The 15,874-nt window shown below is 74.8% G+C and carries 13 protein-coding genes, 1 pseudogene and 1 riboswitch; of the genes and pseudogenes, 9 read left to right on the top strand and 5 right to left on the bottom strand.

What is annotated here, in order from left to right; all coding sequences use genetic code 11:
• Positions 1-44: 44 nt before the first annotated feature.
• A riboswitch (FMN riboswitch) is annotated at positions 45-185 on the top strand.
• A 152-nt stretch (positions 186-337) separates the two neighbouring features.
• The 3 genes from G446_RS0109105 (at position 338) to G446_RS17065 (ending at position 2,691) form a co-directional block, all read left to right on the top strand.
• Positions 338-1,123: an ABC transporter permease gene (locus G446_RS0109105; protein WP_026409918.1), complete on the top strand. Its 786-nt coding sequence runs from the start codon at positions 338-340 to the stop codon at positions 1,121-1,123.
• 73 nt (positions 1,124-1,196) lie between these two features.
• A complete protein-coding gene (locus G446_RS17060; protein WP_211228281.1) occupies positions 1,197-2,228 on the top strand; it encodes an ABC transporter substrate-binding protein in 1,032 nt (343 codons plus the stop codon).
• Between the two features lie 94 nt (positions 2,229-2,322).
• A complete protein-coding gene (locus tag G446_RS17065) occupies positions 2,323-2,691 on the top strand; it encodes a PRC-barrel domain-containing protein (protein ID WP_051285873.1) in 369 nt (122 codons plus the stop codon).
• Between the two features lie 13 nt (positions 2,692-2,704).
• On the opposite strand, the gene hisG is transcribed toward G446_RS17065, so the two are convergent.
• The 5 genes from hisG to G446_RS0109140 all read right to left on the bottom strand — a co-directional run bounded on the left by hisG (position 2,705) and on the right by G446_RS0109140 (position 7,111).
• Positions 2,705-3,550: an ATP phosphoribosyltransferase gene (gene hisG / locus G446_RS0109120; RefSeq protein WP_026409919.1), complete on the bottom strand. Its 846-nt coding sequence runs from the start codon at positions 3,548-3,550 to the stop codon at positions 2,705-2,707.
• Positions 3,551-3,698: 148 nt separating this feature from the next.
• Positions 3,699-3,962 carry a phosphoribosyl-ATP diphosphatase gene (locus G446_RS0109125; protein WP_026409920.1) on the bottom strand — a complete coding sequence of 88 codons (264 nt, stop codon included), beginning with the start codon at positions 3,960-3,962 and terminating at the stop codon, positions 3,699-3,701.
• A 104-nt stretch (positions 3,963-4,066) separates the two neighbouring features.
• Positions 4,067-5,242: a DUF3866 family protein gene (locus G446_RS0109130; protein ID WP_026409921.1), complete on the bottom strand. Its 1,176-nt coding sequence runs from the start codon at positions 5,240-5,242 to the stop codon at positions 4,067-4,069.
• 588 nt (positions 5,243-5,830) lie between these two features.
• The gene (locus tag G446_RS17070; protein ID WP_051285874.1) at positions 5,831-6,373 is read right to left on the bottom strand and encodes an IS110 family transposase; all 543 of its coding nucleotides are present in this window, start codon (positions 6,371-6,373) and stop codon (positions 5,831-5,833) included.
• A gap of 267 nt (positions 6,374-6,640) precedes the next feature.
• Complete coding sequence (locus G446_RS0109140; protein WP_026409922.1) at positions 6,641-7,111, bottom strand: hypothetical protein; 471 nt, start codon at positions 7,109-7,111, stop codon at positions 6,641-6,643.
• Positions 7,112-7,875: 764 nt separating this feature from the next.
• Here G446_RS0109140 and G446_RS17075 point away from each other — a divergent pair.
• The 6 genes and pseudogenes from G446_RS17075 to G446_RS0109175 all read left to right on the top strand — a co-directional run bounded on the left by G446_RS17075 (position 7,876) and on the right by G446_RS0109175 (position 15,560).
• Positions 7,876-9,012, top strand: a complete 1,137-nt coding sequence (locus G446_RS17075) for a helix-turn-helix transcriptional regulator (protein ID WP_342664153.1) — start codon at positions 7,876-7,878, stop codon at positions 9,010-9,012.
• Complete coding sequence (locus G446_RS0109155; RefSeq protein ID WP_026409923.1) at positions 9,012-10,139, top strand: helix-turn-helix transcriptional regulator; 1,128 nt, start codon at positions 9,012-9,014, stop codon at positions 10,137-10,139. The genes G446_RS17075 and G446_RS0109155 overlap by 1 nt, the downstream gene beginning before the upstream one ends.
• Before the next feature lie 85 nt (positions 10,140-10,224).
• Entirely contained in the window at positions 10,225-10,536 is a 312-nt protein-coding gene (gene tatA / locus G446_RS17080) for a Sec-independent protein translocase subunit TatA (protein WP_051285875.1), read from the top strand.
• A gap of 21 nt (positions 10,537-10,557) precedes the next feature.
• Positions 10,558-11,370: pseudogene (gene tatC, locus G446_RS17085) on the top strand (twin-arginine translocase subunit TatC); the annotation flags it as partial.
• 200 nt (positions 11,371-11,570) lie between these two features.
• Complete coding sequence (locus G446_RS0109170; protein ID WP_026409924.1) at positions 11,571-12,530, top strand: diacylglycerol/lipid kinase family protein; 960 nt, start codon at positions 11,571-11,573, stop codon at positions 12,528-12,530.
• Between the two features lie 9 nt (positions 12,531-12,539).
• Positions 12,540-15,560, top strand: a complete 3,021-nt coding sequence (locus tag G446_RS0109175) for a DEAD/DEAH box helicase (RefSeq protein WP_026409925.1) — start codon at positions 12,540-12,542, stop codon at positions 15,558-15,560.
• Positions 15,561-15,874 lie beyond the last annotated feature (314 nt).

The following is a 15,874-nucleotide window of genomic DNA, read 5'->3' on the forward strand; positions in this document are numbered from 1 at the left end:
GGACTTGTCCCGCCCCGCCGCCGTGCTCTAGGGTCGGCCCCAGCAACGTGCTCCGGGGTCGGTGCAATTCCGAACCGGCGGTGACAGCCCGCGACCCGTGAGAGCCCCCCGCCGGGGGGCGCGAGCGGCCGAGCCGGTGGAATTCCGGCGCCGACGGTCAAAGTCCGGATGGGAGGAGGCACGGGGCGCGCCCCGCCGCGGCGCCGTCCCACGGTCGTGGGCCGGGCGCCGCCGGTGCCGGCGCGCCCGCGGGTTCGCACCCGACCCTCGCCCCGGACGCGCCCGGGGCGAGCGCCCCGGGGCATGCGCCCGGGGAAGTGATGACGTGAGCAGCCCGATGGGCGCCGGCCGCGCGCGCCGGCGCGCCGGAGCGCCGGCCGCCGTGCTCGGCCTGGCCCTCCTGGCCGCCTGGTGGGCCGCGGCCCGCTCGGGCCGGATCCCCGCCGTGTTCCTGCCCGGGCCCGTGGACGTGGCCCGGCGCCTGTGGCTGGGCCTGACCCGCGCGGGCCTGGCCTCCTACGCCTGGGTCACGCTGCGCGAGGCCCTGCTGGGCTGCCTGACGGCCGCGGCGCTCGCCCTGCCCCTGGCCTGGGCCCTGTTCCGCTGGCGCCTGTTCTCCCGCACCGTCCTGCCCTACGTCGCCGCCTCCCAGGCGGTGCCCGCCATCGCCGTCGCCCCCCTGCTGGTCCTGTGGATCGGCTACGGCACGGCCCCGGTGGTCGTCCTGTGCGCCTTCATGGTCTTCTTCCCCATCACCGTCACCGTCCTGCTGGGCCTGCGCGGCCTGGACGCCGACATCCTGGACGCCGCCAGGCTCGACGGCGCCCACGGGGCCTCCATGATCGTGCACATGGAGCTGCCCATGGCCCTGCCGGCGATCCTGGCCGGACTGCGCACGGGCTTCACCCTGTCGGTCACCGGCGCCGTCGTCGGCGAGATGACCATGGGCGGGACCGGACTGGGCATGGTGCTGTCCCACCAGCGCGACACCATCGACACCTCCGGCCTGTTCTCCACCATCGTCCTGCTGTGCGCCATGGCCACCACCATCCACTGGTGCCTGCACGAGCTCGAGCGCCGCAGTCGCGTCGTCGACGCCATGCGCGGGCGCCGCGCCACCTGACCGCCCGCCCCGACCCCCGCACCCGGGGGCGCCCCCGCCCCTCCGCACCCGCAACCGGAAAGGAAGCCCCGCCATGAACAACCCCATGAGCCCCGCGACCCCGCGCCTGCCCCGCCGCCGCGCCCTGGCCGCCGCCGCGACCGCCGGCGCCGCCGCCCTGCTCGGCGCCTGCTCGAGCGGAACCGCCTCCAGATCCCTGTCCACGGCCTCCGGCGCGGCCGGGCCCCTCACCATCGGCATGACCTACACCCCCAACGTCCAATTCGCCCCCTTCTACATGTCCGTCTACGCCGACGGCACCCAGCTGCGCCACCACGGCGCCCAGGAGGGCCAGTTCGAGGCCCTCCTGGCCGGCACGGAGCACCTGGTCGTGGCCGGCGGCGACGAGGCCGCCGTCGCCGCCTCCAACGGCTCGGACCTGGTCATCATCGGCGGCTACTACCAGCGCTACCCCGCCTGCCTCATCGTGCCCCAGGACTCGCCGATCACCGCCCTGAACCAGCTCGCCGGCCGCACCGTCGGCGTGCCCGGCCGCACCGGCGAGACCTGGTACGCCCTCCAGCTCGCCCTGGAGACGGCCGGCCTGACCGAGTCCGACGTCACCATCCAGGAGATCGGCTTCACCCAGCAGGCCGCCCTCGTGGGCGGCAAGGTCGACGCCATCGTCGGCTTCTCCAACAACGACGCCGTCCAGATCGCCCAGAACGGCATGGCGGTGCGCACCCTCGACGTCGCCGCCGAAGTCCCCCTCATCGGCGCCTCCCTGGTGACCACCGCCCGGGTCCTGGCCGCCCGCCGCGACGACCTCGCCGCGGCGGTGAGCGCCAGCGCCAAGGGCATGACGCGCTTCGTCGACGACCCCGACGCCGCCGTGGAGACCACCCGCACCTACGTCACCGACCTGGTCGACCCGCAGGAGGCCGCCCGCGCCCGCGAGGTCGCCGTGGCCACCGGAGCGCTCGTGCGCCCCGCCCCCGACACCGTCGTCGGATCCGTCTCGGCCGACCGCGTGGCCCCGATGCTCGACTTCCTGGGGGCCCACCGCCTGCTCGGCCCCACGGCCCCCGCCGTCGACGTCGTGTGCACCCCCCTGCTCGACGCCTGACCCGCCCGCCCCGCGAGTCCCGCCGCCGCGGCGGGGCCGGCCGATAGGATGCCCGAGTCGCGCCGCACGGCGAACCGGCCCGGAAGGGGGACCCATGACCACTCAGCCCAGTCAGCAGCGACTCGAACAGCTCCTCGACGCCGTCGTCGTCGACGAAGACGGCGCCAGAGTCGGCGAGGTCGCCCAGATCCTCCTGGACAACATCAGCGGCCGGCCCACCTGGGTGCGCGTGGTCGCCGGAGCGCTGCGCCCCCGCCCGATCCTCGTGCCCCTGGTGGGGGCGAGCCTGAAGGCCGGCGCACTGCGCGTGCCCCACCCCCGGGCGCGCCTGAGGGCGGCGCCGCGGCCCGCCGCCCAGGAGGGGCTGAGCCCCGAGGAGGAGGAGACCCTGGCCGCCTACTACGGAATCGCCCTGGCCGACGACGACGATCTCGTCCCTGCGCCCGCCCCGCCGCCGGCCTGACGGGCCCGGCGCGCTAGAGCCGGCAGGCCAGCAGCGAGGAGACCAGGATCGCCCGCGCACCCACCGCGTACAACTCGTCCATCACCCGATTGACGTCCTTACGCGGCACCATCGCCCGCACCGCCACCCAGTCCGGATTCTGCAGCGGGGAGACCGTCGGCGACTCGATGCCCGGCGTGATCGCCGTCGCCAGATGCAGATCGTTCATCGGCACGTCGTAATCGACGAGCACGTAGGACCGGGCCCGCAGCACCCCCTCCAGACGGCGCACCAGAACCGCCAGGGCCGGCTCGTCGCGCAACCGCTCGGTGGTGACGAGCACCGCCTCACTGACCAGGATCGGCTCGCCGAACACCTCCAGACCGGCCGCCCGCAGCGTCGTGCCCGTCTCCACGACGTCGGCGATGAGATCGGCCACGCCCAACTGCACCGAGGACTCCACCGCGCCGTCGAGGTGGACGATCCGCGCACTCACGCCCCGCCGCGCCAGGTAATCGCCCACCAGCACGTCGTAGGAGGTGGCCACGCGCCTGCCCTCCACATCCGCCAGCGTGACGGCCGTCCCCGCGGGCGCGGCGAAGCGGAAGGTGGAACGGGCGAAGCCCAGCGCCAGATGCTCCACCGCATCGACCCCCGAGTCCAGCAGCAGATCCCGACCCGTGATACCGGCGTGAACAGTGCCCTGCCCCACATAGACGGCGATATCGCGCGGACGCAGGAAGAACAGCTCCACACCGCCCGCCTCGTCGACCAGGACCAGCTCGCGCCCGGTGCGCCGGGTGCGGTACCCGGCCTCGGCGAGCAGGGTGACGGCGGGCTCGGACAAGGAGCCCTTATTGGGCACGGCGATGCGCAGCACGACGCACTCCTTCACATGACGACGACGGATGACTCACAGGACTCACGGGGGCGCCGGGCCGACGGGAGCGCGGAGCGGCGGAATGCGGCCCCGACCGCCGTCGACGCCCCCGCCCCGCCCGCCGCCCGAGCGGGGCGGGCCGACGGCCTCACAGATGCTCGTAGACGTCGGCCAGGGTGTAGCCCTTGGCGATCATCATGACCTGCACGTGGTAGAGCAGCTGACTGAGCTCGACGCAGGCGGCCTCATCGGACTCGTGCTCACAGGCCATCCACGACTCGGCGGCCTCCTCCACCAGCTTCTTGCCGATGAAGTGGACGCCCCGATCCAGCTCCTCCACGGTGGCGGAGCCGGCCGGACGGGCGGAGGCCTTGCGCTCGAGCTCGGCGAACAGGCCCTCGAAGGTCTTCATGCCCGCAGGCTAATGCATGACGCGACCCCCGGCGCGCCGCCCGCGCGACCGGCAGGATCCGCCCCGCCTCCCGCCCGGCGCACCAACCCCGGCGCACCACCGACTCAGCACCCGGCCGCCGACCCCGCCAGCACCGCCGCCGCATGCCGCCCGGCCGCCGCCGCCGCCACGAAAGCCGCCTCATCCTCCTCCAGACCCCGCCCCATCGTCGACAAACGCACGCCGATGGCCCGCTCGGCCCCCGCCAGAACCCCCCTCAGACCCTCCACACCCGCATCCACCCGACGATGCCGCACCCCCACCGCCCGCGGCTCGCACAACCACCGGACCTGCGCATCGACCCGCCGCCCCAACTCACCGCCCAGCCGCGGCACCACCACATCCGCCCCCGCCAGCGCCACCCGCCCGTAAGCGGTCAACGAATGGTGCGAGACTCCGCGATGGCGCTCGCGGGCATCGGCCTGCGAAATGCGCAGACAGGCGATGGGCCGCCCGCCCAGGGCGGCGACGGCGTTGACGGCATCCCCGCAGGCGACGCCGGAGAACCCCCAGGGGGTGTCCGTGCCCAGATTGCCCGGACCCTGGATGACGACGACGATCTCAGCGCCCAGAACGTGACGGGCGGCCAGGAGCGCGTTATGAACGCTGACGGCCTCCAGGTCACCGCCCCAGGCCTGCCCCGCCGTGACAGTCCCGACGATCCAACCCGCCCGGCGCAGGGCGGCGACCACGCGCGAATAGGCCAGGGGCAGGGCGCCGCCGTCGGTCATGACATAGACGATGCGCGCCGGCCGCCCCCCACCGGCCCCCGCGCGGGCGCCGGCCACGATCGCCGGAAGGCTGGAGTGCAGATCGGCGACCACGACCGGCGCCCCGTCCAACGCGAGTTCTCCGATCGGCCGCGACAGGACGTCGTGATGCGCCGCGCCCTGCTCGTCGGCGCCGGCGACCATGACCTGGTCGGGCATGTAGCGGGCCTTGACCAGGTGACCGTCGGCGGGCGGATCGGCGGGCAGGACGTCAAGACGGGCCGCCACCATGGCGTGACCGCCGGTGCCCAGGCCCCGATCGAGGGCCGAGACCTCCAGGCGCACCCGCTCGCCGGGCCGCGGCTCCCCGCACAGCTGCTCATAGGCCACGGCGCGGCAGACGCGCCCCGGCACCAGCCCGCGCGCCCCATCAGGCGCCGCGGTGATCTCAACATCCAGCTCCAGGCACCGGCGCCCGGGCTCCCCCCAGGACCGCCGCAGGACCAGGACCTCGCCATCGCGCCACATCATGACCCCAGCCTACGGGCCGCACTACCGGCGGCCCGGACGGCTTCCGGCAGTCGACGGGTCACCGGAGCTGCGATCCGCCGTGACACCGGCGCCCCGCTGACCCGTCCTCGTCGCCGGACTCGCGCCGGAGCCGTCGGCAAGCAGGGGAACACGGCGGGCGCCCGGCCGGGAGGCGTCCACGAGGCGCTCGCGGACGCCTCCCGGCGGCGCGAAAAGGTGGCTCCCGCATACTTTTAACGCCCCGCTCTGAGAGTCGTGGATCGCAAAATGGCGCAATGGCGCCATTCTCGGTGCGCGCTACGACACGGAAGGCCCTTAAAAGTACGCGGGAGCCACCTTTTCACGCGACCGGACCGTGACAATAGAGGGCGACAGTCCGTCGATGGCGATGCTGTTGATAATAATGGGAATGCAGTGACGAGTGAGGATGTACTTTCCGGGCCTCTGTGCCCTGCAGCCCCGGACTGATGGCGGCGGCAGTGCACCGGCGGGATCGCTGCCGCCTGCTGCACGGGTTCAGTGGGTCGCGGTGGTGCGGGTGGGGCTCTTGGGACGGCCTCGGGCGGGGGTTTGATGCTCCTATTGGTGTCAAGCGGTGTGGGTCTGTGGTTGTTGGGTGTTGAGCCATTGGCGGTATGCTGCGGTGAGGGTGGTGTCGGGGCGTGTGCCGCGTTCGAGTTCGCTGATCCGGGCCGGGTGGGTGTTCAGGTGGTGGGCGGCTTGGGTGAGGGTGAGTCCTCGTTCGTGGCGCAGTCGGCGCAGGTCGTCGGTGCGGGGTGCGGGTTGGGGGTGGGTCAGCAGGTGCCATGCTTCGCGGGCGATGGCGCGTTTGAGGCAGCGCAGTATCTCTTTGCAGTTCTTGCCCGTGGCGGTGAGGCGGGCGGCGTAGGCCTTGGTGCGCGGGTCGCTGGACAGGCGGACCAGGGCGATCTGGTGCAGCGCCCAGTTGGCCTGTCGGTCGCCGCCGCGGTTGAGTCGGTGGCGGTTGGTCTTCCCGGAGCTGGCGGGGATCGGGGCGGCGCCGCACAGGGCGGCGAAGGAGGCCTCGGTGCGGATTCGGCCGGGGTTGTCGCCGGCGCCGGCGAGCAGGGTGGCGGTGGTGATGACGCCGTAGCCCTTGGTGGCGAGCATCGTCGGGGCGGCGCGGGCGGTCAGTGCGCGCAGCTCGGTGTCGATGTCGGCGATCTCGTCGGTCAGGATCCGGTGGCGGCGGACCCGGGCGGCGCAGCGCTCGCGCGGTCGCCGATGCGGGGGCGGTGGGTGGCCGGGGCGGGGCGCGTGCGGGCCAGGGCGTCGATGAGCCCCCTCGCCGCTGAGGCGGTGCGGGGCGGGTGCGCACGGCGTCGGGGGCGGTGGCCGGCAGGGCGGTGATCTGCCGGTGGGCGGCGACGCGGGCCTTCATCGCGCTGCGGCGCCGGGCCAGGAGCACCCGGATCTGTTCGCAGGGGCCGGTGCCGGTCTTGGCCACGGGCAGGGCGTCGGCCCCGGGCCGGTGCTCTGCCGGCGGCGGCTCAGGCTCTGATCGGGTTCGGGGCTCGCCGGCGGCGGCGCCGGGGGGGCGCCCGGGGGCGGATGACCCCTGGGGTCGGCGCGCCGGCGGCCCCCCGGGGCGCGGGCCAGGCCCGCCCCCCAGGAGCCGGTGCCCTCGATGCCGATCATCCGAATGCGCCCGTGGGAGCGGACGAAGTCGCGGGGCTGGTCGTAGCCCGCCGGGGTCGCCGGGACCCGCATGTCGCCCAGCCCTGCGCCGGTCGCCGCGTTCAGGACCGCGACGTGGTGGGTGTCCTTGTGGGTGTCGACCCCCGCGACGACCCAGGGCTCGTCGTCGGATCGGTCCCGGGTGCGCGTCCCGGCGGTGTCTGTCATCATGATGATGCGCCTTCCTCGTGGTGGGCGCGCCGGTCGGGGCCCAGCGGATCAGGACGTTGACGGGGCTCCCCCGAGCTCGTATCAGGTCATGCAGGGCCCCGACCGGCGCCGGTGGGTCGCCGGCCGGCCGGGACGCGGACAGGACCGCGACCAGGGCAGACCCCCGGGGCCGCCAGTCAAATTCCGGGTCACACGCCCCCGCCGGACAGGCACTTACATTCTCCACGTCCAAATCTGTTGCAAAGGCGCCCCGCGACCGGATCGGCGGTGGGGAGAAGCGCGGAATATCAACGATCCTCTTCCGGCGTTTCGGCTCGATCGGGGCCTTTGCAACAGATTTGGACAACCGGCGCCGCCGCGGGCTCCGGGAGGGGTGGCCATGGGCCGGACGGCGACCACGGCGGGCGCCCCGACGACCGCGCGGTCCGCGGGGACGCCGCCCGGGCCCGCGCGGGCGCGCCCCGGCCCCGCCCGCGCGGCGCGGGTCGCCCGTAGACGCGCCCCGACGCGCGAGATCGTCACTCGACCCGCGAGTACGTCTGCTAGAGGTACGTGCTCGCGGGTCGAGTGACGATCTCGGCGGTTACCCGACGACCGCGCGGACCGCGGCGCCGACCCGGGACCCTGCGCGCCCTGTCTGCCGGCGCCCCGGACAACGCGTCGGCGCCTCGGCTCCCTCAACAGGGAAGCCGCCCGGCAGTGCCGCCTTCGCCCGAACCCCCAAACCCGAAGGATTGGCGGCGACGGTCCATTAGGCTGACCGGGTGACCACCCCCGCGATTCCCGCCGAGGAGCGGGAGATCAATCTGCTCCTGGCTCTGCGCAACACCGCCGAGGGTCTGACGGCCGCCGAGATCATCAAGCGGGTCTCCGGCTACAACCCGGCCGGCGGCGGCAGCGCCCGGCGCATGTTCGAGCGCGACAAGGACATCCTGCGGCAGATCGGCGTGCCCCTGCGGGCCTCGGGCACGGGCGACCAGTGCCGCTACCGCATCGAGGAGGAGGACTACGCCCTGGCGCCCCTGCGCCTGGACGCGGCGCAGACCGCCGCCCTCGACCTGGCCGCCTCCGCGTGGCGCGACGGCAGCCTGCCGGTCGCCGCGCGCCGGGCCCTGACCAAGCTCCGGGCGGTCTCGCCGGGCTCCGAGACCGGGGCGGCGCCCGACCTCAGCGTGGACCTGGCCGGTCAGGAGGTGCCCGCGCGACTGGCGGCCGCCGTCGATGAACGGCGCGTGGTCGCCTTCGATTACGCCTCGGCGAGTTCGGGCTCGCTGCGCCGGCGGGTGGTCGAGCCCCACGCCCTGCGCCTGAGCGAGGGGGCCTGGTACCTCGACGGCCTGGACACGCGGGCGGGGGAGTCGCGCACCTTCCGTCTGGCGCGGGTCCACGGCGAGATCGAGGTCATCGGGGACCCCGGGGCCTTCGAGGCGCCGGAGCCGGAGAACCCGCCGCCCCTCGTCGCCGTCCTCGCCGTGGCCGCCGGGCGCGCCCTGGAGCTGCGTCTGCGGGCCCTGGAGACGGCGGAGGAGCCGACGGCGCACCGCCCCGAGCCCGGCATGGACGTCATCGCCGTGCCCTACGCCGACCCCTTCTCCTTCGCCGGCGCGCTGGCGGCGCTGGGGGACGCGGTCGTCGTCCTGGAGCCCGCTCAACTGCGCGAGGAGGTCCTGGCGCACCTGCGCGGAGCCGCGGCCCTGGACGGCGCCGAACCGGACAAGACTGCGGCTTCGGACGAGACCGCGACTCCGGGCGGGGCCGCCTCGGGCGGTGCGGCTCCGGATAACGCCGCTCCGGATGACGCCGCTCCGGATGACGCCGCACCGGATGGCGCCCCGCCGAACGGCGCCGCACTGGGCGAGGCCGCTCCGAACGGTGCGGCTTTGAACGGAGGTGGGCGCTGATGGGACGGCCCTCCTCCGTCGACCGCCTCGTGCGGCTCCTGGCCCTGCCCGCCTGGGTCGCCGAGCACCCCGGCGCCTCCTTCGACGAGGCCGCCGCCCACTTCGGGGTCGGCGCGCGCACGATCGAGAGGGATGTGTACACCCTGTGGGTCTCCGGCCTGCCCGGGGGCCTGCCGGACGCCCTGGTCGACTTCGACGCCGACGACTTCGAGTCCCGCCGCCTGCGCCTGACCCGGCCCCTCGGCCTGGACCGGCCCATCCGCCTGAGCCGCGAGGAGGCCGTCTCCCTGCTGCTGGCGCTGCGCGTGCTCATCGGCCTGCTCGACGCCGACGCCGAGGCGGCCTCGCCCCTGCGGCGCGCCGAGTCGGCGGTGAGCGCGCTCCTGGGATACGAACGATCCGACTCCGCGCCGCCGCCGGACGCTCCCACGGGAGGGGACGGGCTGCCGAACGGCGCGCACCGGCGCGACGCGGCCGCGACCGCGGACGCCCCCGGCCGACCCGTCCCCGCGGAGGGGGACGGGGCCGGGCCGGCGGCGGATCGCGTCCCGACGGCGGGGCCCGTCCCCGCGGGAGGGGCCGGGGCCGTCCTGGCCGCGGTCAGGCGCGCGACGGCCCGCCGCGAGCGCCTCCGCTTGGTCTACGTCTCGGCGACCGACGAGCGCACCGAGCGCGACGTCGACCCCCTGGAGCTGGTCAGCGACGGCTCGCACCTGTCCCTGCTCGCCTGGTGCTGCACGGCGCGCGGCGAGCGGACCTTCCGCCTGGACCGGATCGTCAGCGCCGAGCCCGCGGGGCGCGCGGCCGACCCCCACCCGCGCCCGAGCTCCGCGGCCGCGGGCCGCCCGGGCCGCATCGCCCACGGCGAGACGGCCGTGCTCCACCTGGAGCCGGGCGGGCGCTGGCTGGCCGAGCAGATCCCCTGCGAGGAGGTCGTCCGGCTGGCCGACGGCTCCCTGCGCGTGAGGGTGGTCGGGCGCGATGAGCGCTGGCTCGTGGGGCTCGTCCTGTCGGCGGGGCGCCACCTGCGCGGCGTCGAACCGCGGTCGCTGGCCGCCGCGGCCGCCGCCCGGGCCCGCGGTGCGCTGGAGCGGTACGCCAACGGTGGAACATCACAAGGGCATTGACGGGGCGGTGTTGGCGGGACGCTAGACTCGTCCACGTTCATCGGGCCGCACCGGGCTTGATGCCTCTACACGGAAGGACATCACCATGGGAGCTTTCAAGCCCTGGCACTGGATCGTTATCCTCGTTCTGCTCATCCTCCTCTTCGGCGCCAACAAGCTCCCCGATATCGCCGCCAACCTGGGGCAGTCGCTCAAGGTGTTCAAGAAGGAGGTCAAGGAGCTGCGCGAGGAGGATGGCGCCGGCGCCCAGCAGAAGCCGCCCGCCCAGATCCAGCAGCCCCAGGAGGGCACCTACTACACCCAGCCCACTCAGCCCGGGCAGGCCGCGCCGCAGTCCGCCGAGGCCGCTCCGCAGCAGGCGCCGCAGTCCACCGACGACGCCGCGCCCCGGGCCTGAGCCCGCGGGGGAGGAACCGGCATGGTCAAGCTGCCGAGGGTCTCGAAGGCCAGGCGCAAGGACAATCCCGAGGCGGTCATGTCGATCGGGGACCACCTCCGGGAGGCGCGCAACCGGCTCTTCATCTCCGCCATCGGCGTCGTCGTCGGCTCCGTCGTCGGCTACCTCCTGTACGACCGCGTATTCAAGCTCATTATGTATCCGATCACCGTGGCGCGCAGGAACGGCCATGACGTCACCATCAACTTCGACACCGTCCTGTCCTCCTTCGACCTGAAGATCCGGGTGTCGCTGTGGCTGGGCGTCATTCTGACCTCGCCGCTGTGGATGTACGAGTTCTGGGCCTACGTCGGCCCGGGCATGACCCGCAAGGAGAAGAGGTACACGTGGGTCTTCGGCGTGGCGGGCCTGCTCCTGTTCGCGGCCGGGGTCGCCCTGGGCGTGCTCATCCTGCCCCACGCGGTGTCGATCCTGGTCGGGTTCATGCCGACCGACGCCGCCGGGTACCTGCAGTACTCCTCGTACTTCTCCTTCGTCATGAGGATCATCCTCGTCTTCGGCGTGGCGTTCCTGCTGCCCGAGCTGCTCGTGGCCCTCAACCGGCTGGGCCTGGTGAAGGGGCGGACCATGCTCGCCGGCTGGCGCTGGGCGGTGCTGGCCATCTTCACCTTCATGGCCATCGCCAACCCGCTGCCCGACCCGTGGTCCATGATCCTCATGGCCATCCCCATCTGCGGCCTGTACTTCGGGGCGTGCTGGATCTCCATGCACCACGACAAGGCCGTCGCCAGGCGGCGGGCCAAGCGCGACGCCGAGCTCGACGCCGCCCTGGCCGGTGACGGCGCCGCAGTGACCTCCGCCCTGCCGGCGTCCGCGCCCGCCGGGCAGATCGGGGCCGGGGCCTCCACATCCTCCGGTGCCGGGGCCTCCGGATCCGCAGGGGCCGCCTCCTCGGGGCCCTCCTCCGGCGCCTCCGCATCCTCCTGAGGCGCCTGAGGCCTCCCCGCCGACCGCCCATCCCCGCACCCATTCCCATGCGCATCGGTCTTGTCGCCAATCCCAACTCCGGGCGCGGCCGCCACAACGGCGCGGCCGAGGCCTCCCGCCGCGCCCTGCTGGGCGCAGGCCACGACGTCCTGCTCGTCGAGGGCGCCCACTACGAGGAGGCCCGCGCGTGCGCCACCGGCCTGCTGGAGGACGCCCGGGGGCTGGACGCGCTCGTCGTCGTGGGCGGCGACGGCATGGTCCACCTGGGCCTGGACGTCGTGGCGCGCACCGGCGTGCCGCTGGGCCTCATCGCCGTGGGCACCGGCAATGACATCGCCCGCCACCTGGGCCTGCCCGGCGGCGACGTCGGCGCCTGCGCGCAGGTCATCGACGACGCGCTGCGCGGGCGGGGCCGGGTGCGCGACCTCGACGCGATCCACGCGGCGCGGCCCGACGGCGCGCCCGTCGCCGACGCCCACGAGTGGTCCTTCGCCGTGGCCGGCTTCGGCCTCGACGCCGCCGTCAACGTGCGCGCCAACGCCATGCGCCGGCCCCGGGGCGAGAGCCGCTACCTGTGCGCCATCCCCCTGGAGATGCGGGACATGACCCCCTACGGGTACCGCATCGTGACGGACGCGGGCGCCTGGGAGGGGGAGGCGCTGCTGCTGGTCGCGGCCAACACCCGCTACATCGGGGGCGGGCTCGACATCGCCCCGCGGGCCGACCCGGCCGACGGGCTCCTGGAGATCATCCGCCTCGACCCGGTCGGGCGCCTGGGGCTGCTCGCGCACCTGGCGCGGCTGCGCCGCGGGGCGCACCTGGGGCACCCGGGGGTCCACTGCGAGCGCAGCCGCGCCCTCACCGTCGAGGCCCTGGAGGCTGCCCCCGGGTGCCGGATCCCGCCCCACCCCATGGCCGACGGCGAGGCGATCGCCGACCTGCCCCTGCGCCTGGAGGCCGTGCCCGGGGCCGTGCGCATGCTGTGCCCGGCCGAGCGGGCCACGTAGGGTGGGCCCATGAGCTCACCGGCACAGCGCTACGCCGAGGCCCGCCGTCGCCAGGCCGAATCCCGCAGCGAGCTGGCGCGCTTCGCGGCCGGCTACGACTTCCCCTTCGACGACTTCCAGGTGCGCGCCTGCCGGGCCCTGGAGGACGGCCAGGGCGTCCTCGTGGCGGCGCCCACCGGCGCCGGCAAGACCGTCGTGGGCGAGTTCGCCGTCCACCTGGGGCTGGCCGGCGGGCTCAAGACCTTCTACACCACCCCCATCAAGGCGCTGAGCAATCAGAAGTACCTGGACCTGGTCGCGCGCCACGGCGCCGAGTCGGTGGGGCTGCTCACCGGCGACGCCTCCGTCAACCCGCGCGCCGACGTCGTGGTCATGACCACCGAGGTCCTGCGCAATATGCTCTACTCCGGCTCGCGCGACCTGGACCGGCTCGGCTACGTGGTCATGGACGAGGTCCACTACCTGGCCGACCGCTTCCGCGGGCCCGTGTGGGAGGAGGTCATCATCCACCTCGCCCCCGAGGTGCGGGTGGTCTCCCTGTCCGCGACCGTGTCCAACGCGGAGGAGTTCGGCGACTGGCTGGGGCAGGTGCGCGGGCGCACCGCCGTCGTCGTCTCCGAGCACCGGCCGGTGCCCCTGACCCAGCACATGATGGTCGGCAGGCGCCTGCTGGATCTGTACTCCGTGCCGGTGGCCGTCGAGGACTCCGACGACGAGGCCCGGCTCGCGGCCCAGCCGCCGCTCAACCCCGACCTGCTCAAGGCGATCCGCGCGGCCAGGCGCGCCGCCGCGGGGGAGTCCGGGGCCCCCAAGTCGAACCGGGCGGCGTCGGGGAACCGGGCGGCGTCGGGTCGGGGCGGGGCGCCCCAGCCGTGGAGGCGCGGCGCCTCCCGGGCGGGGCGCGCCCCGCGCCGCGGCGAGGGCGGCGCGCGCACGGCCCGGCTGCGCCCGCCCTCGCGGCTGGCGGTCATCCAGGCCCTGGAGCGGGCCGGATTCCTGCCCGCCATCGTCTTCGTCTTCTCCCGCGCCGGGTGCGAGCAGGCGGTGACCCAGGCGGTGGCCGGGGGAGTGGACCTGACCACCGAGGACGAGGCGCTGCGCATCCGCGAGGTCGTCGAACGCCGCACCGCCGACATCCCCCGGGCCGACCTGGGCGTCCTGGGCTTCCACGCCTGGGCCCACGCCCTGGAGCGCGGGGTCGCCGCGCACCACGCCGGACTGCTGCCCGTCTTCAAGGAGACCGTCGAGGAGCTCTTCAGCGCCGGCCTGGTCAAGGTCGTCTACGCCACCGAGACCCTGGCGCTGGGCATCAATATGCCCGCCCGGACGGTGGTGCTGGAGTCGGTGCGCAAGTGGAACGGCTCGGCCCACGTCACCCTCACCCCCGGGGAGTACACGCAGCTGACGGGCCGGGCCGGGCGGCGCGGCATCGACGTCGAGGGCCACGCCGTCGTCCTGGCCTCCGACGACCTGGAGCCGGACTTCGTCTCCTCCCTGGCCTCGCGCCGCACCTACCCGCTGGTGTCCGCCTTCCGCCCCACCTACAACATGGCGGTCAACCTCCTGGGGCGCTCCACGCGCTCGCGCGCCCGGGAGGTCCTGGAGTCGTCATTCGCCCAGTTCCAGGCCGATCGGGGCGTCGTCGAGCTCGCCGCCCGGGCCCGCGCCAAGCGGCGGGGCCTGGCCGAGCTGGAGGAGCGCATGCACTGCCACCTGGGGGACTTCCGCGAGTACGCCGCGCTGCGCCGGAGCATCGCCGAGGCCCAGTCGGAGCTGGCCCGCGACAACCGCGGGGCGCGCCGGGCGAGCCTGAACCGCGAGATGGAGTCCCTGACCCGCGGCGACGTCGTCATCTACCGCAAGGGCCGCAGGCACAGGCACGGGGTCGTCCTGGAGGCCGGGGCCGACCGCACCGGGGCGCCGTCCCTGACCGTCCTGGGGGAGGACTCGCGGATCGCCGTCCTCACCCCGGACACCGCGCCCGACGGCGTGACGCGGGTGGGCTCCCTGCCTGTCTCCCGGACCATGGACGCGCGCAGGCCGCGAGAGCGCGACCGGCTCGTCGGGCGCCTCGTGGAGGCCGTGCGCTCGGGGGCCCTGGACGAGTCCGGGGCGCGCCGACGCCGCCGCCGGGGCCGGTCGGGGGCCGGCGCCGCGGGCGCGGGCTCGGCGGGCGGCGGACGCCCGACGTCGGCCGGGGACGGGGCCGGCGGGCCCGCGGAGGTCGAGGACCTTCCGGCGGCCGAGCGGATCGACGTCCTGCGCCACGAGATGCGCTCCCACCCCTGCCACGCCTGCCCGGACCGGGAGGAGCACGCCCGCGTGGGGCGGGCCTGGATCAAGGCCGTCGCCGAGGCGGATCGGCTCCAGGCCCGCATCGAATCGCGCACCGGCACCATCGCCCGGCTCTTCGACGCCGTGTGCCGGGTGCTCGTCGAACTGGGCTACCTCGAGCCCGTGGACCGGGGCCACCCCGAGCGGGAGCTGCGGGTCACCGGCGCCGGGCGGATCCTCGCCCGCGTCTACGCCGAGCGGGACCTGCTCATCGCCCAGTGCCTGCGCGAGGGCGTCTGGGACGGGCTGGGTCCGGCCGAACTGGCCGGAGCCGTCTCGGCCTGCGTCTACGAGCCCAGGCTGAGCGCCCAGAGCCTGTCCCTGCCGGTCGCGCCCGACTCCGGGCTGGGGCGGTGCCTGCGCGCCGAGCACGGCGTCGCCCGGCGGATCAACGACCTGGAGGCCCTCGCCCACCTGGAGCCCTCCGCCGGGGCCGAGCCCGCCCTGGCGGGACCGGTGGAGGCCTGGGCCCGCGGCGCTGGCCTGTCCCGGGTGCTGGAGGACTCCGATCTGACGGCGGGCGACTTCGTGCGCTGGGCCAAGCAGCTGCTCGACGTCCTGGCCCAACTGGCCAGTCTCGTGCCTGAGCCGCAGGCGCCCCGGGAGTTGCGCGAGCGCGTGACGGCCCTGTCGGCTGCGGCCGCCGACGCCTCCCTCGACGTCTCCCGCGGCGTCGTCGCCTGGTCCGGCGTGTGAGGGGCGCCACCGCGCCCCGGTCCGGGCCCGCGGGCTGTCGTTTCCGGTGAGAAAGGCTCTGCGCCCGTAAGATCCGGGCCTCCTGCGCGCCCCACCGCACCCCTCGCCCGCGCCGCGCCGGACCTTCGCACCGGCGGCCTCACCGGCGCTAACCGCCGCGCCCCTCGCCCGCGCCGCGCCGGGGGCGCCGCCCGGGCTGCGAGGACATCACCCGACCTGCGAGATCGCCGGGTAACCCGCGAGCACGTCACTTAACCCGTGAGCACGTCGGGTAACCCGCGAGCACGTACCTCTAGCAGACGTGCTCGCGGGTT

Origin of the sequence: Actinomyces dentalis DSM 19115 (genome assembly GCF_000429225.1) — a bacterium.
GTDB lineage: Bacteria > Actinomycetota > Actinomycetes > Actinomycetales > Actinomycetaceae > Actinomyces > Actinomyces dentalis.

What these genes read in the sequence shown, in the direction of transcription:
- G446_RS0109125 (WP_026409920.1), bottom strand. Translation starts at nt 3,962, where the DNA reads ATGAAGACCTTCGAGGGCCTGTTCGCCGAGCTCGAGCGCAAGGCCTCC.
- G446_RS17070 (WP_051285874.1), bottom strand. Translation starts at nt 6,373, where the DNA reads ATGCTCGCCACCAAGGGCTACGGCGTCATCACCACCGCCACCCTGCTC.
- tatA (WP_051285875.1), top strand. Translation starts at nt 10,225, where the DNA reads ATGGGAGCTTTCAAGCCCTGGCACTGGATCGTTATCCTCGTTCTGCTC.
- G446_RS17065 (WP_051285873.1), top strand. Translation starts at nt 2,323, where the DNA reads ATGACCACTCAGCCCAGTCAGCAGCGACTCGAACAGCTCCTCGACGCC.
- G446_RS0109105 (WP_026409918.1), top strand. Translation starts at nt 338, where the DNA reads ATGGGCGCCGGCCGCGCGCGCCGGCGCGCCGGAGCGCCGGCCGCCGTG.
- G446_RS0109140 (WP_026409922.1), bottom strand. Translation starts at nt 7,111, where the DNA reads ATGATGACAGACACCGCCGGGACGCGCACCCGGGACCGATCCGACGAC.
- G446_RS0109155 (WP_026409923.1), top strand. Translation starts at nt 9,012, where the DNA reads ATGGGACGGCCCTCCTCCGTCGACCGCCTCGTGCGGCTCCTGGCCCTG.
- G446_RS0109170 (WP_026409924.1), top strand. Translation starts at nt 11,571, where the DNA reads ATGCGCATCGGTCTTGTCGCCAATCCCAACTCCGGGCGCGGCCGCCAC.
- G446_RS0109175 (WP_026409925.1), top strand. Translation starts at nt 12,540, where the DNA reads ATGAGCTCACCGGCACAGCGCTACGCCGAGGCCCGCCGTCGCCAGGCC.
- G446_RS17060 (WP_211228281.1), top strand. Translation starts at nt 1,197, where the DNA reads ATGAACAACCCCATGAGCCCCGCGACCCCGCGCCTGCCCCGCCGCCGC.
- G446_RS0109130 (WP_026409921.1), bottom strand. Translation starts at nt 5,242, where the DNA reads ATGATGTGGCGCGATGGCGAGGTCCTGGTCCTGCGGCGGTCCTGGGGG.